4 protein-coding genes and 3 pseudogenes are annotated in these 6327 nt (G+C 42.7%); 2 read left to right on the top strand and 5 right to left on the bottom strand.

The window, feature by feature from the left end:
* Window positions 1-93 precede the first annotated feature (93 nt).
* A pseudogene (locus AYJ55_RS30035) lies at window positions 94-1268 on the bottom strand (IS91 family transposase).
* 349 nt (window positions 1269-1617) lie between these two features.
* Window positions 1618-1758 carry a hypothetical protein gene (locus tag AYJ55_RS31220; RefSeq protein WP_187153353.1) on the bottom strand — a complete coding sequence of 47 codons (141 nt, stop codon included), beginning with the start codon at window positions 1756-1758 and terminating at the stop codon, window positions 1618-1620.
* 558 nt (window positions 1759-2316) lie between these two features.
* On the opposite strand from AYJ55_RS31220, the pseudogene AYJ55_RS30030 reads away from it, so the two are divergent.
* Window positions 2317-2779 (top strand): annotated as a pseudogene (locus AYJ55_RS30030) (transposase); the annotation flags it as partial.
* Between the two features lie 498 nt (window positions 2780-3277).
* On the opposite strand, the gene AYJ55_RS21725 reads toward AYJ55_RS30030, so the two are convergent.
* From AYJ55_RS21725 to AYJ55_RS21715, 3 genes are read right to left on the bottom strand one after another with little or no spacing between them, the layout of a single operon-like run.
* Window positions 3278-3976 carry an N-acetylmannosamine-6-phosphate 2-epimerase gene (locus AYJ55_RS21725; protein ID WP_063657894.1) on the bottom strand — a complete coding sequence of 233 codons (699 nt, stop codon included), beginning with the start codon at window positions 3974-3976 and terminating at the stop codon, window positions 3278-3280.
* Window positions 3973-5529, bottom strand: a complete 1557-nt coding sequence (locus AYJ55_RS21720; protein ID WP_063657892.1) for a PTS transporter subunit EIIC — start codon at window positions 5527-5529, stop codon at window positions 3973-3975. Before AYJ55_RS21720 ends, AYJ55_RS21725 begins: the two co-directional genes overlap by 4 nt.
* A complete protein-coding gene (locus tag AYJ55_RS21715) occupies window positions 5529-5777 on the bottom strand; it encodes a hypothetical protein (protein ID WP_187153357.1) in 249 nt (82 codons plus the stop codon). Before AYJ55_RS21715 ends, AYJ55_RS21720 begins: the two co-directional genes overlap by 1 nt.
* A 47-nt stretch (window positions 5778-5824) precedes the next feature.
* On the opposite strand from AYJ55_RS21715, the pseudogene AYJ55_RS33960 reads away from it, so the two are divergent.
* A pseudogene (locus tag AYJ55_RS33960) lies at window positions 5825-6324 on the top strand (transposase); the annotation flags it as partial.
* Window positions 6325-6327 lie beyond the last annotated feature (3 nt).

Raw genomic sequence — 6327 nt, 5'->3', positions numbered from 1 at the left:
AAGGTTGAGATAAGGAACGGAATAGATGGTTAAAAAACGATTAATTGTTAATCAATTTTGAACAAAAGGATAGATCTACCCTGTCGTGAGTTTTTATCGCCACCGCAAACAAGCCAGATCATGGTGACGTGCCATAAGTTCTTTACGATTCAATCCAAAATTCATTCCTGCGAAAAGTAATTTTTCCACATAAGAGACAAGCAAGTGGATCGACTTTAAAGACGTGTTGATACATGTTTCGCCAGGTGATTTTTTTAGCGGTTTTTTATCTTGCTGGGCTAAAGGATAAACAACCTCCGTTAACATTTTTCGCATCCGTGCTGATGGACTTAAAAAGCCGTAATAGCGGATCATGTGAAACCATTTTTCTGGCACATGAGACGCAAACAGGGTAATAAATTCATCGGATTTCATGACCAGGTCTTCCTGTTTTTTCGTGCGGTGGCTCTTATAGCGTAACGTGATGTTATCTTAGCCGGAATAATGTTTTAAGCGACTGAGCGAGACAGGGGTTTCTTTAGATAAAATCAGAGATAAAGGGTGACATGGGTAATATTGGAAAGAATATCAGAAAGATTAATATTCCACCCGCGCTTGTAGTGAGTGTTAAGTAATTGATTCCATGATGCTTTACTTCTTACTTCAGCTTTAAGCTCATCGGGAATGGTGAGCGTGTAATAATGTTTCTCAATAATGCCGTTATCGCCACATTGTCATAATGTTTTCGCGATAAAAAGCTGATATCCCGCCAGGTATTCTTTTTAGTCACGCCGGCTGTGGTTGAAAAATGAATATGCGGATGCCATTTTTGGTCTCGTCCCCAGGTATGGATGGCAGTGAAAACGCCCGGGTGATATTGAGGTCACGGCAGATGGTTAATATCACATCAGCGGCTAATCGATTCATTTCACCGAGAAGCCAACGGTTGGCACGAATAATAGGCCAATATTCACAAGGCATGGTAAAAGTGATGTGCTGTCAAGGAGCTTCGGGTAACCAAGCTAGCGTATTGTTAATCCATTGTAGGCAAGCTTTGACGCCACAATGTGGCAGCTTTGACTTTTGCAGGTAAATTTAACCCGTTTCTCAGAATTACATTGAGGGTCAGGACAGCGCCAAATTGACCACCCCATAAGCGAAGTGCCGCAAGCCATAATCTTTACCATGGTTTCCATCACAACAGTTCGGACACTATCAGGGGGTTGGCGATTAAGCCAATTGAGCCAGCGTTGACCAAATTTAAAAACATGACTAAAACGCGGTGACATAAAAGGGACCAAAAGATTGAGACAATAGGTATCGGGTTATACCAGTACTAACAAGCAATGAAAAGTCGTCGCCATAGACAACCATCTTGCTTGTCTCTTATGTGGGAAAAAATTATTTTTCGCAGGAATGAATTTTGGATTGAATCGTAAAGAACTTATGGCACGTCACCATGATCTGGCTTGTTTGCGGTGGCGATAAAAACTCACGACAGGGTAGATCTATCCTTTTGTTCAAAATTGATTAATAATTAATCGTTTTTTAACCATCTATTCCGTTCCTTATCTCAACCTTCAACATAATTTTGGCAAAATTTAGAAGAAAATAAAAAGGATTTCATCATGGCGCAGGTTAATGAGTAACCATTTCGGGTATTAATTTCTTATACATGAACAATTTTGAATCTTTTTTATTATGAATATTGTTATTTTCATTCTGCTCAACTAAAGATTGTATTCCTGCCATTGTTTCAACCATTTTGTCATTTTCCATCGCCTTTACTGCAGGAGATAGAGAAAAGAAAATAATGGAATATAAATGAAAAAATAAGAGAAAATAGGTAGTAATCTTATTACGATTTGTTTTTTTGTTAACATAACAAATTCCATGAAAGATTTAAAATATTCATCAAAAATAGATTCTCTATACCCTAACAAAATTAATTACAAACAATTTGAAATTTAATTATTCTTATTTTTAACAATGTAATACATATTTTAATAAAATTAATTATGTTGAATATAAAAATTTTACTTAAATAAGTCTCTAGCTTTAGATAATTTTAGTAATCTTAGATAAAACCCCACATTAAAAACAAATAACATTTTGTTATTTTATGTAAAAGTAAAATAAAATATTAAAATAATTCATATTTTAATGAATTGTTAAATGCAAAAATTTAAATATTTCTAATTTAAAAATTACTTATTATTAACCTGAGTTCGGGATAAGAAATAAAGTGAAAGTCTTGATATTCAAATAGTTGAATGCGCATATTTCGTTAAAATACTCTAACAATCTGGTTAAAGAGTAGAGCATTGTTAAACAATCATGGAAAATCTTACCGAACTTTATTGCCTGATGGATGATTTTTGTAAAGACTTCGAGCCCAAAATGCATGAAATTTTGCTGAATAACGGCAGTAAGCGTCGTAGACGGTCTATTCAACTTTCATTGGCTGAAATGATGACACCGGTTGTTTTGTTTCATCAACTCCGATTCAGCCAATTCAAGGTATTTTACCTCTATCATGTCCGTTTATATCCCAGGAAGGAATTTCCTAACTTGCCATCATATTCACGCTGCGTAGGGTTACTTCCGCGCAGTGCCTTAGCTTTCAACGGCACTGTTTGAGTCAATTAAGGGAAAGTGCACGGGTCTGTCGGTTGCCGATTCTACTCCGATAGCTGTGTGTGATAACTTACGGATTCGCCGGCATAAAGTCTTCGATGGGATAGCTGAACGAGGAAAAACCTCAACAGGTTGGTTCTTTGGTTTCAAACTTCATGTAATCACGACACGAGTTTCGCACAGGCATATAAAATTCCAGAAATGGCTTAAAAGCAATGGTTAATTTGCAAGTTACTAAAACGTATAAATTTGTTTAAATTACAATAAGTTGATTTTAATTTATAAGATTTTGTCTATTTATATATTATGCTGAATTAAACTTAAAAATAGAGCGTTTTTTATTGGTGCGAAACTCGTGACTGGAACGACTGGAAGCAGAAGGTAACGACAGGGGCATTGAGGCTCTGGCCCTGATATCACCTGTGGCCTGGCAGCATATTTTGCTGAACGGGCATTACACCTTCCAGAGCAACAATGATATTATTGACCTGGATGTGCTGGTTTCCGGACTAAAGCTGAAGTAACGTAAATTGCAGTGGTTGCTGCGTAGAATACATGAGAGGGCAATCAATTCTCGATGGTGCTGCGCCCGTTTGAAAAGATAGCGTTCTGGTGATGCCGGGAGACAGTTTGTCAGCCCGGCCAACAATAACCCGAAATGTCACTCTGCTGCATTCATAGCGTTAACGAAGCAACGTGTGATTTGCTGTGGACGAGTAATTGCCCCTCCGACCACCACCGCATGTGCGCCCAACTCAAGGCAATGTGCGGCCATTTCTGGTGTAGAGACATTACCTTCGGCAATCACAGGAACTTTAACAACGCTGATGACTTCCTTCAGAAATCTGAAATTCTCATCAGCCAGCTTCATACCTTTTGTCTCTTCTGTATAACCATGAAGCGTTGTGCCGATACAATCAAACCCCAGTATCTCCGCCTGATGAGCCTCCTCGACGGTGGCAATATCAGCCATCAGCAACAGCTCAGGGTAACGTGCACGAATAGCCGCAATCAATTCCGGTAGTTGCAGTTTCCCCGGGCGGGTATGGTGGGTTGCATCCATGGCGATCATCGGCGGGCAGGCTTCCATCAGCTCATCGACCTCCTGAAGTGTTGCTGTGATATACACGTCACTTCCAGGATAGTCACGTTTAAGGATAGCAATCACTGGCAGGTCGACAGTTTCCATAATTTTTCGGATATCCAGAAGACTGTTCGCCCTGATCCCTGCAGCCCCTCCCTCCAACGCGGCGACGGCCATGCGCGACATGATATATGGGCTATGGAGAGGCTCGCCTTCCAGAGCCTGACAAGAAACGATCAGTTTTCCTTTAATCTGAAGCAGCGTGGGTTGTTTCATAGTGCAAGTAATTCCTCAACTTCGTTTTTAATAATGGTAACGTGGGGACCGTAGATCACCTGAACGCCATTCCCGCGTATTACAACCGCGCGTGCACCGGTTGCTTTCAGCCCGTTTTCGTCCAGTTTAGTACCGTCAGAAAGCGTAATGCGCAAACGTGTAGCACAGCAGTCCAGCTCGACAATATTTTCCTTTCCGCCCAATGCTGTAATGATCAGCTGCGGGCGTTCTCCAGCTTCCACCATTGCACCTTCAACCGTTTCATCCTCACGCCCCGGCGTTTTAAAATTAAAACGTTTAATCAGCACCCTGAAGGTGAAGTAGTAGAGGAAGAACCACGGAATACCTATCATCGGTACATACAGCCAGTGAGTTTTCGCTTCTCCCTGCAGCACGCCAAACAACATGAAATCAATCAGGCCACCCGAGAACGTCTGTCCGATAGTGATGTGCAGTATGTGGGCAATCATGAAGGCCAGACCATCAAAGAGGGCATGAATCACATACAGCGCGGGGGCAATAAACAGGAATGAAAACTCAATGGGCTCTGTGATACCTGTAAGGAATGAAGTTAACGCTGCGGAAAGTAGCAGACCGGCAACGCGCTTGCGATTCTCAGGCTTTGCGGTGTGATACATCGCCAGGCAGGCGCCGACCAGACCAAACATCATGGTAATAAAGCGTCCGGACATAAAGCGCGATGTCCCGACGTAGAACTGCTGTACGGTAGGGTCGGCGAGCTGAGCAAAGAAAATACGCTGTGTGCCTTCAATCAGCTGGCCGTTGACAAGCTCGCTGCCACCAAGCGCGGTTGTCCAGAAAGGGAGATAAAAAATATGATGTAAGCCAAACGGACCCAGCATGCGCAGGATAAAACCGTACAGGAAGGTGCCAAGATAACCCGTGGCGTCTACCAGTCCACCGAGACCAAAAATCAGCTTCTGAAAATGTGGCCACAAGACTGTCATGGCTGCGCCAATCAGCATTGCTACCAGTGAGCTAATGATAGGGACAAATCGAGACCCGCCAAAAAAACCCAGGGACTGAGGGAGCGCAATTTTGTTATAGCGATTATGGAGCAGTGACGTGACAAGACCGACAACAACCCCACCGAATACCCCCGTTTCGAGAGTCTGGATCCCCAACGCCATACCCTGACCAACGGAACTCAGATTTGTTGCAACCAGTGCTCCGGTCAGCTTCAACAGCGCATTTATGGTGGCGTTCATCACCAGATAGGCGAGGAGTGAAGCCAGACCCGCGGTACCTTTGTCGCCTTTTGCCAGGCCGACAGCCACACCAACGGCAAAGAGGACGGCAAGATTCGCAAATGCCACCGAACCAGCACTGGCCATGATGGTAAATATGCCCTGCAACCAAGCGACATCCAGGAACGGATAAGCCTGAATGGTGTTAGGGTTAGAGAGTGCACCGCCAATACCCAGCAAGAGACCCGCTGCTGGCAGGACCGAAATCGGCAGCATAAATGATTTGCCGAATCGTTGCGCCTTTTCAAACCAGCCCTCTGAAGAGGTTCCACTGAAAAGTGACATTAAATTTTTCCTCTAAAATCTGTTGAGATAAAAATAATTACCACATTGCGATCGTGATAATAAAAATAATCACCACAACTGTGATCATGCTCACTCAATTTTAGAAGTTGCTGGCACAAAGGAGAGGCTTTACGCACACTATGTGTCATGCTTAAAAAGAACACCGGAAGAGCCGATGAAGGAAAATGAGAATATTTTGTTGCACTTGCGCCAGGGATTGTCTGTAGTGGCATACTAAATTTGGCCACCTAAGTTGAGGTGATATGCTTACCTCATAATTTTTATAGGTGCCGAAATGAGTAAAATAATTACTGCTGAATTTAAATGTGAAACCGCCAAATTAGTCCTTGACCAAAATTACACCTACCAGGAAGCCGCGAAAGGCATGAACGTCAGTCTTTCAGCGATTAGCCGGTGGGTAAGAGCCCTTCGTTTAGAACGTCAAGGGAAAACATCGCCTGGTCTGCCATTAACACCTGAACAAATTGAGTTCAGAGAAATGAAGAAAAAAATCCACCTGCTGGAAATGGAGAATGACATCTTAAAAAAGGCTACTGCGCTCTTAATGTCCGACTCACTGAAAAATTTTCGGTAGTTGAAAAGCTAAGAGTGCTTTATCCGGTGAAAACTTTGTGTCGTATTTTTAATGTTCACCGAAGCAGTTATCGCTATTGGTGTCGGCCTAAGGAGCCAGATATTGAGCGGACGATAAAACGTAGCCTAGTCAGCGAAGCGTGGAACGTTAGTGGCGGCTCTGCTGGTGCAAGGACTATCGCCACGATGGTTATAGCTAGGCGA

Source organism: Candidatus Arsenophonus triatominarum, from assembly GCF_001640365.1.
In the GTDB taxonomy this organism is placed as follows: Bacteria; Pseudomonadota; Gammaproteobacteria; order Enterobacterales; family Enterobacteriaceae; genus Arsenophonus; species Arsenophonus triatominarum.
Note: the sequence above shows the minus strand (reverse complement) of the source record. Positions and strands in the feature narration are given on the sequence as shown.